Origin of the sequence: Brevundimonas sp. LPMIX5, assembly GCF_003576505.1 — a bacterium.
Classification (GTDB): domain Bacteria; phylum Pseudomonadota; class Alphaproteobacteria; order Caulobacterales; family Caulobacteraceae; genus Brevundimonas; species Brevundimonas naejangsanensis.
This window is the reverse complement of the sequence record NZ_QWTZ01000009.1, coordinates 23548-47657: the sequence shown is the minus strand read 5'-3', so window position 1 is coordinate 47657 and position 24110 is coordinate 23548. Positions and strand designations below refer to the sequence as shown.

At 68.5% G+C, this 24110-nt stretch carries 23 protein-coding genes; 11 read left to right on the top strand and 12 right to left on the bottom strand.

The genetic code is table 11. The features are described from left to right. The first annotated feature begins 49 nt into the window (after positions 1-49). Positions 50-1045: a hypothetical protein gene (locus D1604_RS15630; protein ID WP_147399902.1), complete on the top strand. Its 996-nt coding sequence runs from the start codon at positions 50-52 to the stop codon at positions 1043-1045. Positions 1046-1247: 202 nt separating this feature from the next. Here the strand turns inward: D1604_RS15630 and groL are convergent, their stop codons facing one another. Together groL and groES are read right to left on the bottom strand one after the other, a co-directional pair. After that, the gene (groL, locus tag D1604_RS09600) at positions 1248-2894 is read right to left on the bottom strand and encodes a chaperonin GroEL (protein WP_024354449.1); all 1647 of its coding nucleotides are present in this window, start codon (positions 2892-2894) and stop codon (positions 1248-1250) included. 57 nt (positions 2895-2951) lie between these two features. Further along, positions 2952-3239, bottom strand: a complete 288-nt coding sequence (gene groES, locus D1604_RS09595) for a co-chaperone GroES (protein WP_024354450.1) — start codon at positions 3237-3239, stop codon at positions 2952-2954. 239 nt (positions 3240-3478) lie between these two features. Between groES and D1604_RS09590 the strand changes: the two genes are divergently transcribed. Then, complete coding sequence (locus D1604_RS09590) at positions 3479-3946, top strand: hypothetical protein (protein ID WP_119413102.1); 468 nt, start codon at positions 3479-3481, stop codon at positions 3944-3946. Positions 3947-4005: 59 nt separating this feature from the next. Here D1604_RS09590 and D1604_RS09585 read toward each other — a convergent pair whose 3' ends face one another. Next, positions 4006-4389, bottom strand: coding sequence for a DUF4260 domain-containing protein (locus D1604_RS09585; RefSeq protein ID WP_119413101.1), 384 nt, complete (start codon positions 4387-4389; stop codon positions 4006-4008). Further along, positions 4386-5990: a glucose-6-phosphate isomerase gene (gene pgi, locus D1604_RS09580; RefSeq protein ID WP_119413100.1), complete on the bottom strand. Its 1605-nt coding sequence runs from the start codon at positions 5988-5990 to the stop codon at positions 4386-4388. The genes D1604_RS09585 and pgi overlap by 4 nt, the downstream gene beginning before the upstream one ends. A gap of 165 nt (positions 5991-6155) precedes the next feature. Between pgi and D1604_RS09575 the strand changes: the two genes are divergently transcribed. Continuing rightward, complete coding sequence (locus D1604_RS09575; protein ID WP_119413099.1) at positions 6156-6632, top strand: hypothetical protein; 477 nt, start codon at positions 6156-6158, stop codon at positions 6630-6632. Positions 6633-6780: 148 nt separating this feature from the next. On the opposite strand, the gene D1604_RS09570 is transcribed toward D1604_RS09575, so the two are convergent. The 4 genes from D1604_RS09570 to D1604_RS09555 all read right to left on the bottom strand — a co-directional run bounded on the left by D1604_RS09570 (position 6781) and on the right by D1604_RS09555 (position 10717). After that, positions 6781-7452, bottom strand: coding sequence for a thioredoxin family protein (locus tag D1604_RS09570; RefSeq protein ID WP_119413098.1), 672 nt, complete (start codon positions 7450-7452; stop codon positions 6781-6783). 22 nt (positions 7453-7474) lie between these two features. Beyond that, on the bottom strand, positions 7475-9676 hold the full coding sequence (locus D1604_RS09565) for a protein-disulfide reductase DsbD family protein (protein WP_119413097.1): 2202 nt from the start codon (positions 9674-9676) through the stop codon (positions 7475-7477). A 103-nt stretch (positions 9677-9779) separates the two neighbouring features. Next, positions 9780-10235, bottom strand: a complete 456-nt coding sequence (locus D1604_RS09560; protein WP_035302946.1) for an OmpA family protein — start codon at positions 10233-10235, stop codon at positions 9780-9782. 128 nt (positions 10236-10363) lie between these two features. Beyond that, positions 10364-10717, bottom strand: a complete 354-nt coding sequence (locus tag D1604_RS09555; RefSeq protein WP_024354458.1) for a YMGG-like glycine zipper-containing protein — start codon at positions 10715-10717, stop codon at positions 10364-10366. Between the two features lie 154 nt (positions 10718-10871). Here D1604_RS09555 and D1604_RS09550 point away from each other — a divergent pair, with 154 nt between their 5' ends. Together D1604_RS09550 and D1604_RS09545 are read left to right on the top strand one after the other, a co-directional pair. Next, on the top strand, positions 10872-11855 hold the full coding sequence (locus tag D1604_RS09550; protein WP_119413096.1) for a diacylglycerol/lipid kinase family protein: 984 nt from the start codon (positions 10872-10874) through the stop codon (positions 11853-11855). Then, entirely contained in the window at positions 11855-12643 is a 789-nt protein-coding gene (locus D1604_RS09545) for a metallophosphoesterase family protein (RefSeq protein WP_024354460.1), read from the top strand. Before D1604_RS09550 ends, D1604_RS09545 begins: the two co-directional genes overlap by 1 nt. Positions 12644-12711: 68 nt before the next feature. On the opposite strand, the gene D1604_RS09540 is transcribed toward D1604_RS09545, so the two are convergent. The 3 genes from D1604_RS09540 to D1604_RS09530 all read right to left on the bottom strand — a co-directional run bounded on the left by D1604_RS09540 (position 12712) and on the right by D1604_RS09530 (position 13736). Then, positions 12712-12891, bottom strand: coding sequence for a DUF1328 domain-containing protein (locus tag D1604_RS09540; RefSeq protein ID WP_003166483.1), 180 nt, complete (start codon positions 12889-12891; stop codon positions 12712-12714). A 102-nt stretch (positions 12892-12993) separates the two neighbouring features. Continuing rightward, a complete protein-coding gene (locus D1604_RS09535; RefSeq protein WP_024354461.1) occupies positions 12994-13392 on the bottom strand; it encodes a hypothetical protein in 399 nt (132 codons plus the stop codon). Continuing rightward, complete coding sequence (locus D1604_RS09530) at positions 13392-13736, bottom strand: glycine zipper domain-containing protein (protein ID WP_003167924.1); 345 nt, start codon at positions 13734-13736, stop codon at positions 13392-13394. The genes D1604_RS09535 and D1604_RS09530 overlap by 1 nt, the downstream gene beginning before the upstream one ends. Before the next feature lie 143 nt (positions 13737-13879). Between D1604_RS09530 and D1604_RS09525 the strand changes: the two genes are divergently transcribed. The 6 genes from D1604_RS09525 to murJ all read left to right on the top strand — a co-directional run bounded on the left by D1604_RS09525 (position 13880) and on the right by murJ (position 23425). After that, the gene (locus D1604_RS09525) at positions 13880-14533 is read left to right on the top strand and encodes a fumarylacetoacetate hydrolase family protein (RefSeq protein WP_119413095.1); all 654 of its coding nucleotides are present in this window, start codon (positions 13880-13882) and stop codon (positions 14531-14533) included. Beyond that, positions 14530-15177, top strand: coding sequence for a maleylacetoacetate isomerase (gene maiA / locus D1604_RS09520; protein ID WP_119413094.1), 648 nt, complete (start codon positions 14530-14532; stop codon positions 15175-15177). Before D1604_RS09525 ends, maiA begins: the two co-directional genes overlap by 4 nt. Positions 15178-15247: 70 nt before the next feature. Then, positions 15248-16147 carry an aldo/keto reductase gene (locus D1604_RS09515; protein ID WP_233552019.1) on the top strand — a complete coding sequence of 300 codons (900 nt, stop codon included), beginning with the start codon at positions 15248-15250 and terminating at the stop codon, positions 16145-16147. A gap of 95 nt (positions 16148-16242) precedes the next feature. Next, positions 16243-18939, top strand: coding sequence for a DNA mismatch repair protein MutS (gene mutS, locus D1604_RS09510; protein ID WP_119413092.1), 2697 nt, complete (start codon positions 16243-16245; stop codon positions 18937-18939). A gap of 67 nt (positions 18940-19006) precedes the next feature. After that, on the top strand, positions 19007-21697 hold the full coding sequence (glnD, locus tag D1604_RS09505; RefSeq protein ID WP_119413116.1) for a [protein-PII] uridylyltransferase: 2691 nt from the start codon (positions 19007-19009) through the stop codon (positions 21695-21697). Positions 21698-21727: 30 nt separating this feature from the next. Then, positions 21728-23425 (top strand): murein biosynthesis integral membrane protein MurJ, encoded by a 1698-nt coding sequence (murJ, locus tag D1604_RS09500; RefSeq protein ID WP_119413091.1) that lies wholly within the window; start codon positions 21728-21730, stop codon positions 23423-23425. Here murJ and D1604_RS09495 read toward each other — a convergent pair. Continuing rightward, positions 23420-23923, bottom strand: a complete 504-nt coding sequence (locus D1604_RS09495; RefSeq protein WP_119413090.1) for a hypothetical protein — start codon at positions 23921-23923, stop codon at positions 23420-23422. The genes murJ and D1604_RS09495 overlap by 6 nt on opposite strands. Between the last annotated feature and the right edge of the window lie 187 nt (positions 23924-24110).

The window sequence follows — 24110 nt, the reverse complement described above, 5'->3', positions numbered from 1 at the left end:
ACTGATCCTGTTCGAGTAAGGTCTCCGGATAGCAACCGGGGCAAAGAACATGACCACAGCTCATCTGATCGGAATCGCGCGGGCGATCACACGCCGGATCGAAGCCAGCCGCGCGATTCTATTGGCGCTGATCCTGACGGTGATCGCCGCTCCGAGTTTCGCCCAATCCGGACTCTCAGGGACATATGTCAGCGCATCGCCACGCTCGGCGGAAATGATCTTCCTGGTTCAGACGCCAGACGGGCGGATCACCGGACGGCTGGAATCGATGGCGCTGGATGAGGCAGGCAAAACGACAAGCTCATCATTCACTGTGGAAGGTGCCGGAGACGGTTCGACCGTCATGCTGACCATACGTTCAGCCCTTCTCTCTTTGGGGAGTCCGCCCAGCCTATCCGGTGCGTTTGATGGAGACGTTCTGAACCTGTCTTGGCAGGGGGGATATCGCGCTTATCGTCGTGGAACTGCCGAACAATACCGTGCTGCTGTCGTGGATTTGGAAAGGCGCTCAGATCAGATTGGTGCTCAAACCGCTCACGCCACAGCGATGGAAAACCTCGCTCGGCTCACCACAAATCTTGACGGTATAGAAGCCAGAATTCCCGCTTTACAGGATCAACTCGCCAACGCGGCTGGTCGATATCAGCGCCTGTATTCCAGAATGCACAACCGTCGAAGAGCTCAAGCCATCCTGAGCAACAGCCCCGGTCAGAGCATGGCGGCTATCGGAGCGAGTGCAGAGGCGCAAAGCTATGTGATGGACATCAACACCGTGGACTTGGAGGTCGTTCAATATCGCTCGGATATGCGCTGGGAGTTCGGAAGCGCCAGAGCGATTGCTGCCTCTGTTGACACCTATTGCGCCGGGTTCCGAGCGACGGCCAGTCCACCAGTTTGTGTTGGACTGGCAGAGCAAAAACGTCGCCTTGAGCGTTTGAGCATCGCGGTTCAAACGGAATTCGAAGCGATAGAAGCCGCTGCCCGCGAGGCGTCCATCGATGTTCCACCGGGAAGGCATTTGATCAATAATATGACGCGCCGCTGAACCCTTCAGCTAGGTGCAGAACACCCCCAACCTGTCTTGCCTACACGATTGATGCGCCCGCCTATGGTGTGGTCACAACCGCGCAGTCGTGAAGACATCACTATACCCCCCCCATGAAGGGGAGGGAGAAGCCGTGCGCAAAAAGAAAGGGCGGGACCTTTCGATCCCGCCCTTCCGTAGTCTGAGCTTTGAGAAGCCGGACTTAGAAGTCCATGCCGCCCATACCGCCCATGCCGCCCATGTCGGGGGCGCCGCCGGCCGAAGCCTTCTTCGGCGCGTCGGCGATGGCGGCTTCGGTCGTGATCATGATGCCTGCGACCGAGCCGGCCGAGGCCAGAGCCGAGCGGACGACCTTGGCCGGGTCGATGACGCCCATTTCCACCAGGTCGCCGTACTCTTCGGTCTGGGCGTTGAAGCCGAACTCGGCCTTGTCCGATTCCAGCACCTTGCCGACCACGATCGAGCCTTCGACGCCCGAGTTTTCCGAGATCTGACGGATCGGAGCCTGCAGGGCGCGGCGGACGATGTTGACGCCGGCGGTCTGGTCGGCGTTGTCGACCTTCAGCGCGGCCAGCACCTTGGAGGCCTTCAGCAGGGCCACGCCGCCGCCCGGGACGATGCCTTCATCGGCAGCGGCGCGGGTCGCGTTCAGGGCGTCGTCGACGCGGTCCTTCTTTTCCTTCACTTCGACTTCGGTCGAGCCGCCGACGCGCAGGACGGCGACGCCGCCGGCCAGCTTGGCCAGACGCTCTTGCAGCTTTTCCTTGTCGTAGTCGGAGGTGGTGTCTTCGATCTGACGCTTGATCTGGCCGACGCGGGCCTCGATGCCGTCCTTCTCGCCCGAACCTTCGACGATGGTGGTGTCGTCCTTGGTGATCTGGACCTTCTTGGCCTTGCCCAGCATGTCGAGCGTGACCGTTTCCAGCTTGATGCCGAGGTCTTCAGAGATGACCTGGCCGCCGGTCAGGATGGCGATGTCTTCCAGCATGGCCTTGCGGCGGTCGCCGAAGCCAGGGGCTTTGACAGCCGCCACACGCAGACCACCGCGTAGTTTGTTGACCACCAGGGTGGCCAGGGCTTCGCCTTCGATGTCCTCGGCGATGATCAGCAGGGGACGGCCCGACTGAACCACGGCTTCCAGCACCGGCAGCATCGGCTGCAGCGAGGTCAGCTTCTTCTCGTGGAGCAGGATGAGGGGCTCTTCGAGGGAGACCTCCATCTTGTCCGGGTTGGTGATGAAGTAGGGCGACAGGTAGCCGCGGTCGAACTGCATGCCCTCGACGATGTCGACGGTGGTTTCGGCGGTCTTGGCTTCTTCGACGGTGATGACGCCTTCGTTGCCGACCTTGGCCATGGCCTGGGCGATCAGGTCGCCGATTTCAGCGTCGCCGTTGGCCGAGATGGTGCCGACCTGGGCGATTTCCGAGTTGTTCGAGACCGGCTTGGAGTTCGACTTGACCTCTTCCAGCACCGCTTCGACAGCCTTGTCGATGCCGCGCTTCAGGTCCATCGGGTTCATGCCGGCGGCCACGGCCTTCAGGCCTTCCTGGACGATGGCCTGGGCCAGGACGGTGGCGGTGGTGGTGCCGTCGCCCGCCTTGTCGTTCGCCTTGGAGGCGACTTCGCGGATCATCTGGGCGCCCATGTTCTCGAAGGCGTCTTCCAGCTCGATTTCCTTGGCCACCGAGACGCCGTCCTTGGTCGAGCGCGGGGCGCCGAAGGACTTCTGGATCACGACGTTGCGGCCCTTCGGCCCCAGGGTCACCTTGACGGCGTCAGCCAGGACGTTGACGCCCTTCAGCATCTTGTCGCGGGCGTCGGTGTTGAATTTTACGATTTTAGCGGCCATGCGGGCAGCTCCTATCTAGATGTTTTTACGAGAGAAACCGGAAACCCAGGACGTGTCTTACGACAGCACGCCCAGGACGTCGGTTTCCTTCATGATGATCAGGTCTTCGCCGTCGATCTTCACTTCGCTGCCCGACCACTTGCCGAACAGGACGCGGTCGCCGGCCTTCAGCTCCAGGGCGACGAACTTGCCGTCTTCGTCACGGACGCCGGGGCCCACGGCGACGACTTCGCCTTCCTGGGGCTTTTCCTTGGCCGTGTCGGGGATGATGATCCCGCCCTTGGTCTTGGATTCTTCTTCAACGCGCTTGACCAGCACGCGGTCGCCGAGCGGACGAAACGCCATCTGAGTAACTCCTGTCAGGATGTTGGTTCCAGCCCTCGGAGCCCACGACTTTGGCAGTCGCCCTCCCCGAGTGCTAACGACCGGGGAGTTAGGCAGGGGGGCGGGGGGCGTCAAGGGCGGGGCGGCGCGAAATTAGGCGCCTGGATGAAGCGAAAATGAACAGGCGCCCCCGGGGTCGTTCAGACAGGCTTCGCTAAAAGGGGGACAACGGATCAACCGGCTTTCGAAAGGAGCCCGCCATGAAGACCCTGTTCAAGATCGGCGCCGGCGCTATCGCCCCTGCTCTGGTTGTGACGATGCTGGCCACGACTCCGGCCGCCGCCCATAATTATCGCGACCGCGATCGCGACAACACCGGCCGTGACGCCGTGCTGGGCGCGGTGGTCGGCGGCGTCGCCGGGGCCCTGATCGGCCAGGGCGATGGACGCTATGTCGCGGGGGGCGCCCTGGCGGGTGCGGCCCTGGGCGCGGCCTCGTCCTCGAACAACGGCAGCTGCGGCTATTATCGCGGCGGCCGCTGCTACCGGAACCAGGGCCACTGGGAGCGGGAGCACGGCATCAACAGCCGCGACGGTTATTACAACGGCCGCTATGAGCGCAATGACGGTCGCTACTATCGCGATGGTCGTTACTGGAAGAACCAGGGCGAGTGGCGCAGCTATCAGAACCGCCGCGACCGCGACTACCGCTATGACCGCCGCTGGTAAGCGGCCGGTGACATAAGGAAAGGCCCGGTTTTGCGACCGGGCCTTTTTCGCGTGTGCGCTCAGGCGGATAGGCCTCTGCGGGCCTTGCCGATCAGGCCCAGGTGGGTGACGCCGAAGTCCAGCGGGGACTTCAATCCGTAGCCCAGCGCCCGGTCGAACCCGATATGGGCCAGCCAGATCAGGGCGAGCGCGACAGCCAGCGACTGATCCGCGACCAGGCCCGCGCCCGCAAGCAGCAGCGGCCCGATCAGGCTGTGCGCCAGATTATAGGTCAGGGCGCCGAGGCGCGGTCCGGCCAGATAGCCGGCGAAAGACAGATCGGGCGCCAGAAACAGAACGGCGAACAGGCCCCATCCCTGACCGAACCGGGCATAGGCGAAAGCGGCGATAGCCAGCAGGGCCAGCCCCTCCAGCCTTTGCCAGCCCGATGCGACGACGCTCACGCCGTCAGCCGACGCAGCAGGTCGGCCGTGGACGGGTCCAGATCGGGCGAGGGCGCGCCGCTGGCGGCGTCCTTGAGCAGCGCCCTGGCCAGAACCTTGCCCAGTTCCACGCCCCACTGGTCGAAGCTGTTGATGTCCCAGATCACGCCCTCGACGAAGGTCTTGTGCTCATAGAGGGCGATCAGGGCGCCCAGGGTCTGCGGCGTCAGCCGCTTCATCAGAACGGTCGTCGACGGACGGTTGCCGGGGAAGGCCTTGTGCGGGGCCAGTCGATCCGCCTCGGCTTCCGACGCGCCCGAAGCGATCAGTTCTGCATGGGCCTGAGCCTCGCTCTTGCCTTGCATCAGGGCCTGGGCCTGAGCCAGGGCGTTGGCCCATAGGGCTGTTGCAGATGTTCCCCCGCAGGTGTGGCCGACCACGATGAATTCGACCGGAACGACCTCCAGTCCTTGGTGCAACTGCTGGAAAAAGGCGTGCTGGCCGTTGGATCCCGGCTCGCCGAAGACGACCGGACAGGTCTGGCGGCCGACGGGCGAGCCGTCGCGGCGCACCTGTTTGCCGTTCGATTCCATCTCCAGTTGCTGCAGGAAGGCGGGCAGACGGCGCAGGGCATGGGCATAGGGCGCCACGCTGCGGGCCCCGCGATGCAGGCCGTCGACATTGTAGATCTCGGCCAGGGCCAGCAGTACCGGCGCATTCTTCTCCAGCGGGGCCTCGAGGAAGTGGCGGTCCATGTCGGCGGCGCCGTCCAAAAACGCCTGAAACGGCTCCCACCCCAGGGCGATGACGCAGGACAGGCTGACCGCAGACCAGAGGGAATAGCGCCCGCCGACCCAGTCCCGGAACGCGAAGGTGCGGCCGCAGCCGAAGGCCTGCGCTTTTTCCGGCGCGGCGGTTACGCCGGTGAAGTGTTTGGCCAGCCCCTCAGCCGGCAGGGAGGCCGCCAGCCACGCCTTGGCGGCCTCGGCGTTGGTCAAGGTTTCTTGGGTGGTGAAGGTCTTGGAGACGACGATGGCCAAGGTCGTTTCCGGATCCAGCCCGGCCAGGGCCTCGGCCATGTCGCGCGGGTCGATGTTGGCGACGAAGCGCAGGTCGATGTCCGGGTCCAGCGGGCGCAGGGCGTCCCAGATCAGACGCGGCCCCAGGTCCGAGCCGCCGATGCCGATATGAAGCACCGTCTCGAACCGGCGCCCCGTGGCGCCTGTCTCATTTCCGCACCGCAAAGCTTCGGCATAGGCCTTCATTTCGGCGCGCACCGCCTCGACCTCGGCCGACACCGGCTCGCCCAGCGCATGGAATGACGCGCCGTCCGGCGCGCGCAGGGCCGGATGCAACACCGCCCGCCCTTCGGTCAGATTGACGGCCTCGCCCGCGAACAGGGCGGCGCGGCGCCCCTCGACGTCGCACACCCGCGCCAGGGACAGGGCGGCGTCGAACCCGGCCTGAGACCAGCTCTGCTTGGACAGGTCCAGGTGCAGGCCTGCGGCGTCCAGCGTCAGCCGCGACAGTCGGTCAGGGTCGGCGGCGAACTGATCCTGGATGCGGGACTGCGCGTCCCGACGGGCGGCGGCCTCCAGTTCAGTCCAGGCGACATGCGGCATCTTGGTCTCCCATAGGGGCCTTGTTCGGAAGCGATCCGCATTCTGGCCCGGTGTTTGCAGGCTCAGGTTTACGGCTCAGGCCGAGAAGAGTTCAATCCAAGACTGGGTCAAGCGGGATTTCCAGCCGGAAGCCGATTGTCCCCGGTCCTTTGTGAAAGGCACGCCATGTCCTGCGGAATAGCCCTCGCCGTCGCCCTGATGCTCGTCGACCCCGCCGTCGCCGAAGCCGCCGCCCTGCCGCCCGTAGCCCCCTCGGCCCCGGTGTCGGTGGCGCAGGAGCCCCTGTTCGCTGATCTGGTCGCCCGCTCGGGCGCGCTGAAGTCGATCGTCGACGGCTGGATGGCCTCGGGCGAGGCGGACAGCTCAGGCTTCTTCACCGGCGCGGCCTGGGCGGCGTTCAAGGGGCAGGCGACGGAACTGGCCCAGCGCGACATGCAAGGCCATCTGATCCTCAAGGAACGCGGCACGGACAATGATCTGAAATGCATCCTGCGCGGCATCTCGGAGGACATTCCGCTGAAGGTCGCCGCGCTGGAAGCCGCCGCCGACGCCCCGGCCCGCAAGCTGGCGCTGGACGAACTGTCCTATCTGCTGAACGACAACATCGAGGTCATCACCTCGCCGCCACAGCCCGAGGCGTAGCCTCTGGCTGTGGCTTAATTTTTGGGCCTATCGCGCTTCGCGCTGCTTGAGGCCCATTTGGGTGCCTACCGCGCTTCGCGCTGCTTGAGGCCCGATGTGGCCTACCTCGCCTGGAGGAAGGCCGGTGTCCTCGTGAGAAAGGCCGCTCTCAGCCCTCGACCGTTTCCGGGTATTTGATGGCGCAGCCGTAGGGTGTGGCATAGGCGGTCTGGACGGGGCGTCCGGCCTTGGCGTCGGCCAGGGCGGCGCGGACGAAGTTATTGGCGCCGTTCAGATCCTCGACCTTGTTGGTCGGTCGGTCGTCGATGCCGCCGACGTAGATCAGCCGCCCTTCCGGGTCGATGATGCGCATGTCGGGCGTAGTCTTGGCGTCATAGCGCTTGCCCACCTCGCCGGTCGGATCGAGCAACAGGTGGGTGAAGGCGGCCTTGTGCTTGGCTTTCCAGGCTTGCGCCTCCTCGCCCTCGACGAAGCCTTGCGTGCCCGGCGCCGAGGAGATGATGGTCAGCCAGACCACCCCGCCGGCCGTCGCCTCGCGCTGCAGGGCCTGCATGGCGCCGGTGTAGTGCTTCTTCACGAAGGGGCAGCCTTCGTTGGTCCACTCCAGCACGACCGTCTTGCCGTGGAAGTCGGCCAGAGAGCGCTGTTGCCCCTCGGCGTCGACCAGGGTGAAGGCGGGGGCCAGTTCGCCGGGGCCGGGCGCCTCGGTCGTTTCGGGCGCGGCGGCGCTCTCCGTGCGCTCCGGCGATGCAGCGGGCTGCTGCTGACAGGCGGCGAGCAGCAGAAGCGAGGCGGAAGCGGCGGTCAGCAGGCGGAACATGGCGGTCTCCCCAGAGATGAAATCAGTCGATGGCGTCCTTCAGTGCGTCGATGACGACGCCTTCGGTCAGAAGTTGCGGCAGGATGCGCGGCTCGGACCGGCCCGGCGCATAGACCAGATACAGGGGCACGCCTGAGCGGCCGTGGCGTTGCAGTTCGGCGGTGATGGCGTCGTCGCGCCGCGTCCAGTCGCCGACCAGATAGAGGGCGTTGGCCTGTTCCAGCGTCTGCGCCGTGCGGGCCGAGGACAGGGCCGTGCTTTCGTTGACCTTACAGGTCACGCACCAGTCGGCGGTGAAGTTGACCAGAACCGGCCGCCCTTCGGCGAGGGCGGCCTGCACCGCCTGCTCGGACCAGGGCTGAGACGATAGACGGGAAGAGGGGGCGCCGCCCTCAGAGGATGCGGCGGGGGCCTTGCCCGCCAGCACGCCCAGGCCCAGGGCCGCGATCGCGGCCAGCAGAGCGCCGATAGCGGCCGCCCGCCCCTTGCCCGGCGCAGCCTGTACCCGACCATAGAGCCACAGCGCCAGCGCCAGCATCAGGCCCGCGCCGAACAGCAGGGCCAGCGCGTCGGCGGTCTGGCGGCCATAGACCCAGGCCAGCCACAGGGCGGCGCCGTACATGGGGAAGGCCAGCAGGTTGCGCAGGGTCTCCATCCACGGCCCCGGCTTCGGCAGGCGGGCCAGCAGGCGCGGATTGAGGCTGATCAGCACATAGGGCAGGGCCAGCCCCAGCCCCAGCATCAGGAAGACCGCCAGCGCCATCGGCCAGGGCATGAACAGGGCCGCGCCCAGAGCGAAGGCCATGAAGGGAGCGGTGCAGGGGGCGGCCACGACCACGGCCAGCACCCCGGTGAAGAAGGCGCCCGCGACGCCGGGCAGGCGCGACAGCGGGCCGTGCCCCGCGCCCTGCAAACCGGCGCCGATGTGGAAGACGCCCGACAGGTTCAGCGCCACCGCCAGCATCAGCAGGGCCAGCGCGGCCACCACGCCCGGCGACTGCAGCTGAAAGCCCCAGCCCAGCGCCTGACCGCCCGCGCGCAGGGCCAGCAGGGCGCCCGCCAGCACCAGGAAGGTCGCCAGCACCCCGGCCAGGAAGGCCAGGCCGTCACGGCGCGCCTCGGCCGGGTTATGGGCGGCGCGGCTGAGCGAGGCCGCCTTCATCGCCAGTATGGGGAAGACGCAGGGCATCAGGTTCAGGATCAGCCCGCCCAGCAGGGCGAAGACGGCCGCCTTGATGAAGTCGGGCAGGGCGGTGGCGGCGGCGGCTGTCTGCGCGCCCTCGCCGTCGCCGATCGCGCCGTCGCCTGTGACGCCGGTCAGGGCGGCGCCCGGCTCGGCCGTGATCTCCCAGGCGCCGAGATCGGTGGACAGGACGCCGCTGATCGGTCCCTTCAGCCCATTGGACGTCAGGCCGCGTCCGGCGGCGACGGTCACGGTCAGGCCCTGCGGCCCGCGCTCGCCTGACTGGGCGGCGGCGTGGTCGATCACCCCGCCCTCGAAGGGATGGAAATAGGCCCATCGGGGCGCGGCGCCCGCCAGCGGGCCGCCGGCGGCCGTCAGGACCAGACGGCCGTCGGTCAGGGCGACGTGGGCCTCGATCCCGGCGGGACGCGGAGCGGCGGCGACGGCGTCCTGGATCGCCTGACCGGAGCGCGGGTCCAACGGCGCCGCGCTGTCGCGCACCGGCAGGTCCAGCGCCAGATCAAGGTCTTCGGGCACGCACATCTCGTCGCTGCAGACGTAGAAGTGGGCGGTAACGCGTAAGGGAAGGCTCCGGCCCGGCGCCGCGTCCGCCGGAATCTCGATCGGGACGGGCAGGAAGACGGCGCCGGAATAGCCGTAGTTCATCAGGCTCTGCAGCCGCTGACGCTCGGGCAGGGGCCACAGGATGTCGCCCGGCGCGACGCCCGCAGGCAGGGACCAGGTCAGGGTTGTCGGTCCGCCGGAATCGCCCTGATTGCGCCAGTAGGTGTGCCAGCCGGGCTTGATCTGCTGGCGGATGGCGACGACGGCGGTCGAGCCGGGGACAGCCCAGGCGCTCAGGGGGACCAGTTCCGCCTCGATCCGTTCGGTGCGCTGCGGGCCCGGCGCAGTGGAAGCCTTGGCGACCGGCGCGGCCCCGGCCGCCAGGGCGTCGCGCAGGGCGGCCTCGGACGCCGGGACGCTCGCCGCCGCCGGAAGGGCGAGGGCGAGCCAGGTCAGGAGCAGAAACAGGATGCGCAAGGGCGATGCCGGAAACAGGATCAGGGAAAAGGCGCGAGCTTAGACCCTCTAGCCTCGCCTAGCCACGGCCCGCGACGGCGGGCCGCAGCGGACTGCTCGGGCCTCAGCGCGGGGCGACGACCTCGATCAGCACCTCGGTGCGGCGGCGCAAGGGGTCGTTGACCCCGCCCACGACCGCGCCGTCGGCTCCGGCCCCCTCGATATCGAAGGCGGGGGCGGGCAGGCCGGCGCCGGCCAGGGCTTCGGCGACGGCGCGGGCGCGTCGTTCGGAAATGCTCTGGTTGGCGGCCGCCGTGCCGCTGCGGGCGTCGGCCAGGCCTGTCACCTTGACGTGCTTGATCTGGCAGCCCTGAAGCTGGGTCGCCGTCATGCCGATGGCCATGCGGGCGGCGTCGGTCAGGGTGGCGCGATCGGGGACGAAATAGACTTCGAACCGCTTGTCGGCGCAGGCGGACGGGTCGCTGACCAGATCGCTGCGCTGTTTATAGCCGCTGTTGGCGGCGCAACCGGCGGCGGTCAGGCCGAGGGCCATCATAACGACTGCGGAAACACGCTTCATGTCAGCCCCCTCGCGCTCGCTGTGCGGCGTGCGCTGCCTTCAGCAAAAAAGGGCGACCCGCGCCATGCGGATCGCCCTTTCAAGACTGTCCCGAAAACGCTTCGGGCGCCAGAGGCTATACGCCGGTATCAGTAGCGGCGCTGACCATTTTCCCAGTAACACTCGGTCTGGCGGTTGTCGTAGCAGTAGTAGTAGCGGCCCTGATTGTCGCGGTAGCGCTGCTGGTTGTTGCGGTCCTGATTGGAGCCGCGGATGGCGCCCGCCGCGCCGCCCGCCAGGGCGCCGATGGCTGCGCCGGTCGCTGCGTTGCCGCTGCCGACGTTGTTGCCGATGATGGCGCCGGCCACGGCGCCCAGTCCGGCCCCGACAGCGCCCTGGCGCACGGTGTTGTTCGGTCCGGCGCCGCCGCCGTAGTACGGATCGCTGGCGCAGGCGGTCACCAGAAGTCCGGCGCCGGCAATGGCGATGATCGCCTTGTTCATGGTTCTGTCCTTCATCCCTTAGGGGCACCCCTGAAGCTTCGATAACGCAGGGCGAACAAGGCGGTTCCGAGGCCGAACGCTGTAAGCTTTACTTTAAATCGCGGTGTAGGGCCGCAGAAGGGGAACCGCCCCTGTGCGCAGGCGTTCGCCGCCCATGAACACTGACGCTCAGAACGACGCCCCGCCAGCGCCGAACGCTGTTGAAGCCGCACCGTCGTCGTCGGCCGATTCAGGAGAAGGGCGGCGGCCTCTGACCGAGGAGGCTCGGCTGGAGCGGATCATCATCCTGGTCAATCCGCTGTCGGGCGGAGTTGGAGGACAGGCGGCCGAGGAAGCCGCCGCCATCCTGGCCGAGTATCCGCTGGAGGCCGAGGTGGTCGTGCTGGAAGGCGCGCGCATTCCCGATCAGATCGGCGAGGCGCTGGAAGCCCGGCCCGACGTATTGTTCATCCTGGCGGGCGATGGGACGGCCCGGTCGGTCGCCGCCCGCGCCGGAGAGAATGGCCCCCTGATCGCGCCCCTGCCGGGCGGCACGATGAACATGCTGCCCAAGGCCCTTTACGGCACCGGAGACTGGAAGAAGGCTCTGCGGCTGGCGCTGGAGGAAGGCGCGCCCCTGCCCGTGGCCGGAGGCGAGGTCGAGGGCGAGGCCTTCTATTGCGCCGCCATCCTGGGCTCGCCCGCCCTGTGGGCCCCGGCGCGTGAAGCCATTCGCGAGGGCAAGCTGAAGATGGCCTGGACCTATGGCAGGCGCGCGCTGAAGAAGGCGTTTTCCGGCCGGGTCCGCTATGCGCTGGACGGCGGCGAGCGCGAAAAGGCGGAGGCTCTGGTGCTGATCAGTCCGCTGATCTCCAAGGCGATGCAGAAGAATGACGGGCTGGAGGCGGCGGCCATGAATACGGGGGACGCGGCCCAGGCCTTCCGCCTGGCCGCCCATGCCCTGTTCGACGACTGGCGTCATGATCCCAACGTCACCACGCGCAGCGCGCGCCGTATTGTGGTCGAGGCGCGCTCGCGCGTTCCGGCGGTGATTGACGGGGAGCCGATGCTGTTGGGTCGCGAGGCGGCGGTGCGCTTCCTGCCGCGCGCCTTCATGGCCCTGGCGCCGAAGCCTGCGGCGGGCGAGGCCAGTCTCTAGTGGGGGTCGTCCTCCAGTTTTCCGACGTCCATTTCGGTTGCGAGCACAAGGGGGCCGTGGCCGCCGCCGCAGACTACGCCCACGCTGCAGCGCCGGATCTGACCCTGATCACCGGCGACATCACGCAAAAGGGCTATCCGGCGGAGTTCGCCGCAGCGGGGGAATGGATCCGGGCGCTGCCCGAGCCGGTCTTCGTCACTGTCGGCAATCATGACGTGCCTTATTGGGATGTGATGGCGCGGCTGTTCTGGCCCTGGCGCGCGTTTGAACGGGCGACCGGCCATCCCGCGCATGACCACGAGTTCCGATCGGATCAGTTGATGGTGCGCGGCGTCACGACTGCGCGAGGCTGGCAGGCCCGGCTCAACTGGTCCAAAGGGGTGATCGACCTGGATCAGACGCGCCGGGCGGCGGACGCCCTGCGCCAGGCGCCGAGCGGGGCCTTGCGGGTGCTGGCCTGTCACCACCCTCTCATCGAGATGATCGGCGCCCCCATGACCGGCGAGGTCAAGCGCGGCGAGCGGGCGGCCCGCATCTTCGCCGAGGCCGGGGTCGATCTGATTGTGACCGGCCACGTCCATGTCCCCTTCGCCCTGCCGGTCGGCGTCGGCGACAACTGCTCCTATGCCGTCGGCTGCGGGACGCTGTCGCATCGCGAGCGCGGGGCGCCGCCCAGTTTCAACCGGATCGAGTGGGACGCCGAAGCCGTAACGGTCTCGGCCGTGGCCTGGGACGGGCGCCAGTTCGCCGATCATCAGACCTGGCGCCTGCCGCGTCGCCGCGCCTGAAGCTCCAGCCATGAAAAAGGGCCGCGACGCCAAGGTCGCAGCCCTCGTTTTCCATGAAACGGCCAGCGCTAGATGCGCGGTCCGCCTCGCCCTCTCAGGCCGCCTACCAGCAGGGAGACGACGAACAGGATCACCGCAATGATGGCGATGAATTTGGCGATCTCGAAAGACATGCCCGAGATGCCGCCGAAGCCGAGCACGGCTGCGACCAAGGCGATGATAAAGAAAATAATGGCCCAGCGAAGCATAGGCGAAACCCTCCGTAAGGTGTTGACGGGAGCGAGCTTTCGACCCCTCCCGTCGTCAGCGCCGCTTACCTGAAACAACGCGTCGGAGGCTTGGCTGTTCCTTTATCGCCGACGACGAACCCTGCTTTTTTCGGTGAAGGCGGCCGCCACCATCGTCGCCAGGGCGGGATTGCGCAGGAAGATGAAACCGCCGGCCAGGGCTGCAACGGCGCCCAGGACCGGGCGTTGCTGGAACAGATGCAGGGCGCGGGCGCCCAAACCCTCCGGCTCCTCGTCTTCTTCATCATCGCCGTCGCCGCGCGCGCGGCGCACGAACACCAGTGCGACGATCGCCGCGATCAGGGCGAACAGGAGCGCCGTCAGGGCGGCCGCGATCACGGGGATCACGACCAGCAGCAGCAGGTAATAGACCGTGGCCCCCAGGGCGATCATGGCCACGAAGGCCGCGCCAGCGGCGACGAAGGTCGCCACGGCGCGGTTGATGAGCCCCCGGCCGATCATCAGCGCCGACGCCCGGCCAGCAGCAGACCCAGCACGACGCCGACGCCCAGCGCGATGGCGGTCGACTGGATCGGACGCTCCTGCACCCGTTCGACGACATAGCGTTGCGCTTCGTCAAACTTTTCGGCGGCGTCGTCGTAATATTCACGACCGCGCACCTTGGCGTCGTCATAGTAGCCGCGCGCCTTTTCGCGCAGTTCCTCGCCCTGCTCACGCAGGCGGGCTTCGGCCTCGGAGGCCTTTTCCTTCAGACGCTGGGTTTCCTCACGGGCGCCGGCCTTGAGGTCCTCCTTCAGGGTCTTGAGGTCGTTCTTGATGTCTTCACGAGCCTTGGACGTGGCCATGATGCGCGCTCCGCTCCTTGTGTAAGCTTGACGATTAAATAGAGAAGCCCTGCTCGAAACGCCACACCGACGATCAAGGTTCCTGCAGTGCGGCGCGGCTTCCCATCTGGCGCGCAGCGAAGCGCGCTTCTAGAACAGGCGTCATGACCCAATGGCTGTTTCCGCCCGCCCCGACGCCTTCTCTGCCGATTGACGGCGATGCGCGCCGCCTGCCCGTGCGGCGCATCCTGTGCGGGGGCCAGAACTACGCCGCCCATGCCCGCGAGATGGGCGCCGATCCCGACAAGCCGGCGCCTTTCTTCTTCGCCAAGCCGGGTGACGCCTTGGTCGCGGACGGCGCGGATCCGACCTATCCCTCAGCGACGCAGAACCTGCATTATGAAGTCGAACTGGTCGTCGCGCTGGGCCCGGACGCCCGGCCGATAGGCTGGGCCGTCGGCGTCGATCTGACGCGGCGCGATCTTCAGGCGGAAGCGAAAGCCAAGGGTCGGCCGTGGGAGGCGGGCAAGGCGTTCGACCAGTCCGCGCCGTGCGGCGCGCTCAGCCTGACGCCGCCCGCGCCGGATGCGGTCATTGAGCTGAAGGTCAACGGCGCGGTGCATCAGTCCGGCCGTCTGTCGGACATGATCTGGGACGTCGACGGCGTCCTGTCCAAGGCGTCCGAACTGTGGGCGCTCCAGCCCGGCGATCTGATCTTCACCGGCACGCCCGAGGGCGTCGGCCCCCTGAACCCCGGCGATCGGGTCGAGGCGGTCATCGCGGGCCTGCCGCCGCTCAGCTTCACGGTGCAATCATGATCCTGCATGGCTACTGGCGTTCAGGGAGCAGCTATCGCACCCGCATCGCCCTCAATCTGAAGGGCCTGGAGTATCAGCAGGCGCCGCTGGACCTGCGCACGGGGGCGCAGAAGTCGGAAGCCTATCTCAGGCTCAATCCGCAGGGGCTGGTCCCCGCGCTGGAGACGGACGACGGCCTGGTTCTGACCCAGAGCCCGGCCATTCTGGAGTGGCTGGAGGAAACCCATCCCGAACCGCCCCTGCTGCCGCGCGACGCGGCGGGCCGGGCGCAGGTGCGGGCGATGGCGGCGGTGATCGGCTGCGACATCCATCCGCTCAATAATCTGCGGGTTCTGAAGGCGGTGCGAGGCCTGACCTCCGATAGAATGAGCGCCGATCAGGCGGGCGTGGACGCCTGGGCCGGTCAGTGGATCATCGAGGGCTTCACGGCGCTGGAGGCGCTGGTCGCGCGCCACGGCGACGGCTGGTGCTTCGGCGCGGCGCCGACGCTGGCCGACTGCTATCTGATTCCCCAGCTCTATTCGGCGCGGCGGTTCAACGTCGATCTGGCGGCCTTCCCGCGCCTGCTAGAGATCGAGGGGCGGGCCGAGGCGCATCCCGCCTTCATTGCCGCCAAGCCGGAAAACCAGCCGGACGCGGATTAAGCCTCTTCGTTCACCAACGACCTTGATTTCGGTCAATCTCCCTTAAGCTTTGGGTCGGATGATCGGGGTCGTGAGATTCGCTGTTCCGCCCTCTCCAGCCGACAAACTCGCCATCGCCCTGGTGGTCGAGCCTGATCGGTCCCGCCCCCTTCCGCCCGGCCAGCGGGAGGAGGCGACGCGCCACCTGCTGCAGACCGCAGGCGACGCCGGGATCGGCCTGGTCGCCACCCGGCCCGAAGGCGATGTCGAGCGGATGCTGGGGCAGGCCTGGCCCTTCCCCTCGCCCTTCCGCGTCACCGCGCGCACCGTGCCCCTGGCCGACGGTCTGGACCGGGTCGAGGCCCGCGCCCGCCGCTCGCTGGAACGGATGGGCCTGCCGCGCGGCGACGCCGTTCTGGTGCAGAACGCCGCCGATCTGGCGGGCGCCGAGGGCCGCGCCCTGTGGGATCGCCTGCAGGCGCTGAAGGATCGCGGGATTTTCCGCAAGGTCGGCTTCATCGCCACGGTCGAGGACGGTCCCGCCTTGTTGGCCCGTCGCTTCCAACCGGACGTGGTGCAACTGACCTGCAACATCCTGGACCAGCGCGCGGCGCGCTCCGGCGCCATCGCCGATCTGGCCAGCCAAGGGATCGAGGTGCATTTGGCCTCGGTTTTTGCGCAAGGACTGCTGTTCGCCAACCGCGAGAGCCTGCCGCCCGAACTGGCGGCTCACGGCATGGCGCTGTCCCGCACGCGCCGCCGTCTGGCCGAGGCGCGAGTCGATCCGATGCAGGCGGCTCTGGCCTACGCCCTGACTCTGCCGGGCGTGGCTTCGGTCATCGCCAGCGTGGCCTCGTCGGCCGAACTGCGCGCCATCATCGCCGCCTCGCACGCTCCGCGCCCCGACATCGACTGGGACGCCCTGGCGCTGGACGAGACGCCCGCCGCCCTGGCCTCGCGCCCGCGTCTGCGGCTGGTGAGCGCCGCCTGATCCACAAAGCTGTCCACAGGTCGCCTCTCGCCTGTGCATGAGGGACGCCGCCCGCGCTTGAGGCCGTCGCCCCGATCCGCCACCCTGCGGACCAGATGAACGCGCCGCTTTCCCACCCGCCGAAAACCGACCTCAAGCCCGACGCTGGCACCACGCCGGTCATGGCCCAGTATCTGTCGGTCAAGGCCACACAGCCCGACGCCATGCTGTTCTTCCGCATGGGCGACTTCTACGAGCTGTTCTTCGAGGACGCGCAGAAGGCGGCTGCGGCGCTGGGCATCGCCCTGACCAAACGCGGCAAGCATCAGGGCGAGGACATCCCCATGGCCGGGGTGCCCGTCCACGCCATGGACGGCTATCTGGCGCGGCTGATCCGGCAGGGCTTCAAGGTCGCCGTCTGCGAACAGCTGGAAGACCCGGCCGAGGCCAAGAAGCGCGGCTCCAAGGCCGTGGTCCACCGTGACATCGTGCGGGTGGTGACGCCCGGCACCCTGACCGAGGATGCGCTGCTGGACGCGCGCGGCGCCAACCGTCTGGCGGCCGTGGCGATCCGTAAAGGAAGGGCCGCCGTGGCGGTGGTCGAGCTGTCGGCGGGCGTGGTGGATTCGGTCGCCTGCGACCTGTCGGATCTGGGCGCGGCGTTGGCGGCGTTCCGCCCGTCCGAGGTGCTGGTTCCCGACCGCCTGTTCTCGGACGAGACGATGAAGGGCGCGCTGGACGGCTCGGGCGGGGTGGTTCAGGCCATGCCTCAGGCTCTGGCCGAGCCGGTCGGGGCGAAGGATAGGGTGCAGCGGCTTTACGGCGTCTCGGCGCTGGACGGCTTCGGCGCCTTTGAAGAGGCCGAGATTTCGGCTCTGGGCCTGATCGCCGCCTATCTGGAGACGACGCAGGCGGGCAAGATTCCCGCCCTGACCCCGCCGCGCCGTTCGGGCGAGAGCGGCTTTCTGGCCATCGATCCCGCGACCCGTCTCAGCCTCGAGATCGACCGCACCCAGAGGGGAGAACGCGACGGCTCCCTGCTTCACGCCATCGACCGCACCGTGACCTCGGGCGGGGCGCGGGCGCTGGCCGAGCGTATTTCGCGACCCTTACGCGATCCGGCGGCGATCAACGCGGGACTGGATGCAGTCGAGTGGCTGCTGGAGCGGCGCGACCTGCGACGCGACCTGCGCGACGCCTTGCGCGCCTCGGCCGATGTGGCGCGGGCGACCTCGCGTCTGGCGCTGGGGCGCGGCGGGCCGCGCGATCTGGCGGCGATCCGTTCGGGGTTGAAGACGGCTGAAGGACTCAGCGCCTTGTTCGCCGCCTCGGCCAATGATCCGCTGGCCGGGCCGCCCGCGCGGGCAACGGCCTGTCTGGACCAACTGGCGCTTGAGGGCGACCTGTCGCACCTGCTGGCCGAACTGACCGACGGCCTGATGGACGAGCCCCCCCACCTGGCGCGCGACGGCGGCTATGTGAACCCCGGCCATCGCCCCGAGCTGGACGCCGCCCGCACCCTGCGCGACGACAGCCGCAAGATCATCGCTGAACTGGAAGCCAAGGCGGTCGCCGACAGCGGCGTCGCCTTCAAGGTCCGCCACAACGCCGTCCTCGGCTACTTCCTTGAAGCCAGCGCCAAGGCGGCCGAACCCTTGTTGCGCGCGGGACCGGACAGCCCCTTCATCCACCGCCAGACTCTGGCCAATCAGGTGCGGTTCACCACCGTCGAACTGTCTGAGCTGGACGCGAAAATCAGCCAGGCCGGGCACCGCGCCCTGGCCATCGAGGCCGAGACCTTCGAGGGCTGGCGCCGCGAGGTGGCGCGTCTGGCCGGGCCGCTGCAGGGCGTGGCCGAGGCTCTGGCAGAACTGGACGCCCACGCTGCCCTTGCCGAATGGGCCGAAGAGGTCGGGGCCGTGCGCCCCAGCGTCGACGACAGCCTTTGTTTCGCCGTCGAGGCGGGCCGCCACCCGGTGGTCGAGGCGGCGGTGAAGGCGCAAGGGCTGCCTTACACCCCCAACAACTGCCAACTGGCGGGCGACGGCGTCGGGGCCTCGCGCCTGTCCATCGTCACCGGCCCGAACATGGCGGGTAAGTCGACCTTCCTGCGCCAGAACGCGCTTCTGGTGGTGCTGGCGCAGGCCGGCGCCTTCGTGCCGGCGCGGTCGATGAAGCTGGGCGTGGTCGACCGTCTGTTCAGTCGCGTCGGCGCCGGAGACGATCTGGCGCGCGGCCGCTCCACCTTCATGATGGAGATGGTCGAGACGGCCGCCATCCTGACGCAGGCGACCGGGCGCAGCTTCGTCGTGCTGGACGAGATCGGGCGCGGCACCGCCACCTATGACGGCCTGGCCATCGCCTGGGCCACCGCCGAGGCGCTGCACGAGACCAACCGCGCCCGCACCCTGTTCGCCACCCACTATCATGAGCTGGCCCAGCTCGAGGAAAGGCTCGACCACGTCTGCAACCTGTCGATGAAGGCGCGCGAGTGGAACGGCGAACTGGTCTTCCTGCACGAGGCGGCGCCTGGGGCGGCGGACCGTTCCTACGGCGTGCAGGTGGCGCGTCTGGCCGGGGTGCCGACCGCCGTCGTCGGCCGCGCCCGCGAGGTGCTGGAGCGGCTGGAGAATGAGAAGGCGGCGACCGCCCGTCTGGACGACCTGCCGCTGTTCGCCGCCGCCGCCGAACCGCCCCCGCCGCCGATGAAGTCCATGCTGGACGAGGCCGTCGCCGCCATCGACCCCGACGACCTGACCCCACGTGAGGCGCTGGAGGCGCTCTATCGGCTGAAAGGCTTGGCAAAGGGCTAGAACCCCGCTCATCCCAGTGGACGCGGGGATGAGCGCGGGAAGAAAAGGGCATGCTATGGTCGTCGCCGTGACCTTACCGCCTCCGCTCCCGTCCGCCATTCTTGACGCCGCCTCGGCGCCGGACCCGCGCGCCGCCGTCACCGCTGCCTTGCGCGAAAGCTTCAACGCTGACCGCGCCCGAGCCGCCCGCCGGGCCGAGAGCGCCACCGACGGCGCAGAGGCCGCACGCCTGTACGCCGAGGCGGCCGACGACCTGCTGTCGACCTTGTGGCGGTTCGCGACCGAACAGATTCATCCGGCTCCGGACGAGCGGCTGACTCTGCTGGCCGTCGGCGGTTATGGGCGCGGGGTGCTGGCGCCGTTTTCGGACCTCGACCTGCTGTTCCTGCGGCCGGGGCAGGCGATCAGTCCGCGTGCGCAGGCGGTTGTCGCGTTCGTCCACTACGTCCTGTGGGATCTGGGGCTGAAGGTCGGTTCGGCCTTCCGCTCCATCGGCGAGACCCTGACGCTGGCGCGCGACGACATGACCGTGCGCACCACCCTGCTGGAGGCGCGGGTCCTGGCGGGGGACGTCGGGCTCGGCGATGGCCTGCTGAAGCGGTTCCGTAGCGCGGTCAGCCGCGCTGATCCGCGCCCCTTCATCGCCGCCAAGATGGCCGAGCGCGACGTGCGTCTGCAGAAGACAGGCGCCGTCCGCTATCGCGTCGAGCCGAACGTCAAGGACGGCAAGGGGGGGCTGCGCGACCTCAACACCCTGTTCTGGATCGCCCGCTCGCTGGCCCCGGACAGCGAGCGGGGACAGGCGGCGTTGGAGGGCCTGCTGACCGCGCGCGAGATGCGCAGCTTCCGCGAGGCGATCGGTTTCCTGTGGCGGGTGCGCATCCTGCTGCATCTGGTCGCCGGGCGGGCCGAGGAGAAGCTGACCTTTGACTTCCAGCCCGAGATCGCCCGGCGCATGGGCTGGCGCGGGCGCGGCGACGAACTGGCGGTCGAGCGTTTCATGCGCCGCTATTTTCAGGTGGCGCGCGAGGTCGGCGCCCTGACCCGCGCCGTCTCGGCCCAGCTGGAGGCGCGCCAGCAGAAGAAGGCCGAAGGGCTGGCGCGCGGCCTGTCGCGGCTGATCCGCCGCCGACGCATCAAGCTGGCCTTCGATGGGCTGGCGGTGGAGGAGGGGCGGCTGACCGTCACCGGGGCCAACGTTTTCGCGCGCGATCCGGTGCGTCTGCTGCTGCTCTTCGTCGAAGCGGATCGGCTGGATCTGGACCTGCACCCTGACGCCTTCGCCGCCGTGATCCGCTCCCTGACGCTGGTGACGCCCGCTCTGCGGCGCGACCCCCGCGGGGCCGATGCCTTCCTGAAGGTGTTGGCGCACGGGCAGCGGCCCTATCGCGTCCTGTCGATCATGAACGAGACGGGGCTGTTGGGCCGCTTCCTGCCCGAATGGGGGCGGATCGTCGGCCAGACCCAGTTCAACATGTACCACGCCTATACGGTGGACGAGCACACGCTGCAGGCGGTGGGGATCATCAACGATATCGCGCGCGGCAAGCTGAAGGCGGACCATCCGGCCTCGACCGCCATCGTGCCGCGCATCGCCGATATCGAGGCCCTGATGCTGGCCATGCTGTTGCACGACGTGGGCAAGGGCGGCGACCGGGGACAGCTGGAGGACGGCGCCATCGCCGCGCGCCGGGCGTGCGAGCGGCTGGGCGTCGATCCGCGCCGGATCGAGTTGGTCGTCTGGCTGGTGCGCCACCACCTGCTGATGAGCGACTACGCCCAGAAGCGCGACGTGTCCGACCCCTCGACCGTGCGCGCCTTCGCCGAGGCGGTCGGCGACCCGGAACGTCTGCGGATGCTGATGGTGCTGACCGTGGCCGACATCCGCGCCGTGGGGCCGGGCGTTTGGAACGGCTGGAAGGGGCAGTTGATGCGCGCCCTGTTCGAGGCGACCGAGGCCTTGTTCCGGGGCGACGCCGTGACGCGCGAAGACCCTCTGGCCGACCACCCGGCCCTGGTCGAGCGCGCGCGGCGCGAGGGGGCGGCGGTCGAGGCCCTGGCCGCCGAGGGGCCGCTGGAATCGACGGCCCGCGTGGCCGTGGCGGCGCGCGACCGGTCGGGTCTGTTCGCCGATCTGGCCGCCACCCTGTCGATGGCGGGCGCAGACGTCGTGGGCGCGCGTCTGGCCACGGCCGACGACGGCATGGCGCTGGACGTGTTCGAGATTCAGGATGGCGCGGGCGAGCCTTACGGTCAGCGCGAGCCGCGACGGCTGGCCATTCTGGTCAAGGCGATGGAGCGGGCGGTGCTGAAGGGCGCACGGACCTCGGCCATGCAGGCGCCGCGCGTCAGCGCCCGCCGCGCCGTCTTTGATGTGCGGCCGGTGGTGCGGATCGACGCCGATACGGGCACAAGCGCCGTGGTGATCGAGGTTTCGGGCGCCGACCGGCCCGGTCTGCTGGCCGATCTGGCGCGGACCATTTCGACGCACGGTTATTCGACCCGCTCGGCCCACGTCGCCAGCTTCGGCGAGCGGGCGGTGGACGGCTTCTACATCACCGACGCGGACGGCCGGAAACCCAAGAGCAAGGCGAAGCTGGAGGCGCTGAAGGCGGATCTGCTGGAGGTGCTGGATCGCGCGCCGCAAGGCCCAGCCGGGCGCAGCATCACCCCCGTGCGCGCCAGCGTGCGCGACGTTTCGGATCTGGAAGGCGCGCTGGGCCGCGCGGGCGTATCCAGCGACCCGCAGGCGCGCTAAGGCGTTGCGGGACCGAGCGCAGGAACAGCCGTGAACGACAAGACCGACCCCCTCGAACCGGCCGCGCCGATCTCAGCGGCTAACGCCACGGTCGAGCCGGTGGTCCAGCCGCCTGCGTCTGCTGCAACAGCCAAGGCGGGCGGGGTGGCGCGCTCCTCGGCCATTTTCAGCGCCATGACCCTTCTCAGCCGTCTGGCTGGCTTCGCGCGCGATCTGGTCATCACGGCGGCGCTGGGCGCCTCGGCGGGACCGGCGGCCGACGCCTATTACACGGCGCTGAACTTCCCCAATCTGTTCCGGCGCATCTTCGCCGAAGGCGCCTTCGCCGCCGCCTTCGTGCCCGCCTACGCCAAGACGCTGAAGAGCGAAGGCGAGGCGGCGGCCGACAGGGTGGCGACCGACGCCCTGGCCGCCGTGGCCGCCGTCACCGTGGCCCTGACCGTGGTCGCCCAGCTGGCGATGCCGTGGCTGATGACGGTCATCAACATCGGCTTCCTGGATGATCCGGCGCGGTTCAAGCTGGCGGTGATCCTGACCCAGATCACCATGCCCTACCTGCCCTGTATGGCCATCGCCGCCCTGCTCAGCGGGGTGCTGAACGCACGGGGGCGCTTCATTGTCTCGGGCGCCTATCCGATCCTGCTGAACCTGATCATGCTGGCCGCCGTCATCCCGGTGAAGGGCGACCAGATCCAGGCCGCCTACGCCGCCTCCTGGGCCGTGCTGGTCGCGGGCGCAGCCCAGGCCGGCCTGTGCTGGTGGGCCGCGCGCAAGGCGGGGGCGAACATCCGCCTCAGCCTGCCGAAAATGACCCCGGCGGTGAAGGCCATCATCATCACCGCCATCCCGGCCGCCATCGGCAACAGCGCGACCCAGATCAACGTCTTCATCTCCGGCAACCTGTCCAGCTTCGTGAACGGCGGGCGCACCTGGCTGGCGACGGCGGACCGGCTGTATCAACTGCCGCTGGGTCTGGTCGGGGTGGCCATCGGCATCGCCCTTCTGCCCAAGCTGTCGGCGGCGGTGGCGTCTCAGGACCACGGCCAGCAGCAGGCGTCGATGGACGAGGCGCTGATCCTGTCGATGGCCCTGACCCTGCCGGCGGCGGCGGCCCTGATGGCCATGCCCTACTTCCTGATCGACGCCCTGTTCACGCGCGGCGCCTTCCTGCAGGTGGACGCCGTCAACACGGCCCACGCCCTGCTGCATTTCGGCTGGGGCGTGCCCGCCTTCGTCCTGATCCGCATCCTGGCCCCGGCCTTCTTCGCGCGCGGCGATACGCGACGGCCGATGGTCTTCGCCCTGATCTCGGTGGCGGTGAACGCCGTGCTGGCTATCGGCCTGTTCAACCTTGGCATGGGGGTGTCCGGCATTGCGGCGGCGGTCAGCGCATCGGCTTGGACCAATGTCCTGCTTCTGGGCGCGACGCTGTGGCGGCGCGAGCACTACCGACCCAGCCCGCGCGCCGTCTGGCGTCTGGGCCGCATCGCCCTGGCCAGCGCGGGTCTGGCGGCGGTGGTTGGCGCGGCGTCGTGGGCGCGGCCGATGCTGCAGGCGCCGGTCGCCGACCTGCTGTCGATGGCGGGTTCGAGCCACGGCGCCAAGGAGGTCACCCTGCTGCTGGTCGTGGCGGCGGGCGGTCTGGCCTATGTCGTCCTGGCCTTCCTGACCCGCGCTGTGACTGTGGCCGAGGTCAAGGGCCTGGTTCGACGCTCGGCCCGGTCATAGGTCTAGTAGAACCTCCAGCGCCTTCTTGAACTCCACCAGCCCCTGTTTGGCGCCGAGCGCCGCCGTAAGGGACTCCAGCGGGCCGTCGATGGCCGCCAGTGTCGCGCGCAGGGCGCGGCGATAGAGGGACCAGCCTCGGCTCATACCCGGATTCCGGCTAGGCTGGGCGGCGACGACCAGGCGATAGGTCGCCAGGATCGCCAGCATCTTGAAGCGCAGCGCCTCGCCCTGAAGGCGGTGCTCGACCATGGCGGGGGCCGAGAAGTCCGCGTCGCCGACCATGGCGATCAGGGCGTCGACATCCTCCAGCGCCAAAAGTCTGGCCGCCAGGAAAGCGTCATCCAGCACCGGGTCGGCGGGATCGCCGCCGCTGGTCAGAATCAGCGTCTCCCTGAACTCGGCGATCATGTCGATCAGGTGATGCAGCAGCGCCAGCATCCGCGTCAGCGCCTGGCGAGAGTCGAAGCTCTCGGGCGGGGCGACTTCGAACTCGTCCATGTCCTTCCCTCCATGAGGATGGAAGAGGAGGCTAACATCGTTCCGCGATCGCGGCGACGCGCGAACCGCCGCAGGAGTGTTGCCCTTCGCGGCCCGAACCGATAAGCGCGAGGGCATGGCGCTTTCGGGACGATTTCTCGCTCACGGACGATGGCGCGGCTGATCCGCCGCCCCGGGCTTCCGCACG

Excerpts from the sequence above, each read along its gene's own strand:
- maiA (WP_119413094.1), top strand. The coding sequence starts at position 14,530 with ATGATCCTGCATGGCTACTGGCGTTCAGGGAGCAGCTATCGCACCCGC.
- groL (WP_024354449.1), bottom strand. The coding sequence starts at position 2,894 with ATGGCCGCTAAAATCGTAAAATTCAACACCGACGCCCGCGACAAGATG.
- D1604_RS09555 (WP_024354458.1), bottom strand. The coding sequence starts at position 10,717 with ATGAACAAGGCGATCATCGCCATTGCCGGCGCCGGACTTCTGGTGACC.
- D1604_RS09530 (WP_003167924.1), bottom strand. The coding sequence starts at position 13,736 with ATGGCCACGTCCAAGGCTCGTGAAGACATCAAGAACGACCTCAAGACC.
- D1604_RS09575 (WP_119413099.1), top strand. The coding sequence starts at position 6,156 with ATGTCCTGCGGAATAGCCCTCGCCGTCGCCCTGATGCTCGTCGACCCC.
- groES (WP_024354450.1), bottom strand. The coding sequence starts at position 3,239 with ATGGCGTTTCGTCCGCTCGGCGACCGCGTGCTGGTCAAGCGCGTTGAA.
- D1604_RS09560 (WP_035302946.1), bottom strand. The coding sequence starts at position 10,235 with ATGAAGCGTGTTTCCGCAGTCGTTATGATGGCCCTCGGCCTGACCGCC.
- D1604_RS09550 (WP_119413096.1), top strand. The coding sequence starts at position 10,872 with ATGAACACTGACGCTCAGAACGACGCCCCGCCAGCGCCGAACGCTGTT.
- D1604_RS09525 (WP_119413095.1), top strand. The coding sequence starts at position 13,880 with ATGACCCAATGGCTGTTTCCGCCCGCCCCGACGCCTTCTCTGCCGATT.
- D1604_RS09540 (WP_003166483.1), bottom strand. The coding sequence starts at position 12,891 with ATGCTTCGCTGGGCCATTATTTTCTTTATCATCGCCTTGGTCGCAGCC.
- mutS (WP_119413092.1), top strand. The coding sequence starts at position 16,243 with ATGAACGCGCCGCTTTCCCACCCGCCGAAAACCGACCTCAAGCCCGAC.
- D1604_RS09535 (WP_024354461.1), bottom strand. The coding sequence starts at position 13,392 with ATGATCGGCCGGGGGCTCATCAACCGCGCCGTGGCGACCTTCGTCGCC.
- D1604_RS09495 (WP_119413090.1), bottom strand. The coding sequence starts at position 23,923 with ATGGACGAGTTCGAAGTCGCCCCGCCCGAGAGCTTCGACTCTCGCCAG.
- D1604_RS09590 (WP_119413102.1), top strand. The coding sequence starts at position 3,479 with ATGAAGACCCTGTTCAAGATCGGCGCCGGCGCTATCGCCCCTGCTCTG.
- pgi (WP_119413100.1), bottom strand. The coding sequence starts at position 5,990 with ATGCCGCATGTCGCCTGGACTGAACTGGAGGCCGCCGCCCGTCGGGAC.
- D1604_RS15630 (WP_147399902.1), top strand. The coding sequence starts at position 50 with ATGACCACAGCTCATCTGATCGGAATCGCGCGGGCGATCACACGCCGG.
- D1604_RS09570 (WP_119413098.1), bottom strand. The coding sequence starts at position 7,452 with ATGTTCCGCCTGCTGACCGCCGCTTCCGCCTCGCTTCTGCTGCTCGCC.